This window comes from Mameliella sp. CS4 (assembly GCF_019392335.1).
In the GTDB taxonomy this organism is placed as follows: Bacteria; Pseudomonadota; Alphaproteobacteria; order Rhodobacterales; family Rhodobacteraceae; genus Antarctobacter.
Genome location: NZ_JAHXRQ010000167.1, coordinates 1 through 267, shown reverse-complemented (window position 1 = coordinate 267; position 267 = coordinate 1). Strand labels below are relative to the sequence as shown.

1 protein-coding gene is annotated in these 267 nt (G+C 66.3%); it reads right to left on the bottom strand.

Annotation, left to right across the window (positions count from 1 at the left end):
- Positions 1-267, bottom strand: a 267-nt coding sequence (locus KZZ07_RS26975; RefSeq protein ID WP_219520050.1) for a hypothetical protein, incomplete at both ends; no start/stop codon positions are given.

Genomic DNA, 267 nt, shown 5'->3' with positions numbered 1-267 from the left:
GCGAGCTTCACGAGCGTGGCCCGAAGGGTGCTCACCTTCGCGATGTTGTTGATCCAGGCCGCGTAGGTGACGCGCCCACCGGGCTGCGTGAGCATGGCGACCGAGGTCAGCACGTTGTCGCTGAAGCCCTCTTTGGCCAAGTGGCCGAACCCGTAGCTGGTATCCTCGACCACATCGTGCAGCCATGCGGCTTGCACCGCCTCGTCCCGCTCCAGATCGGACCAGGACGGGCACCCTTCCGACAGCCTGAGCACGCCGGCAACGACC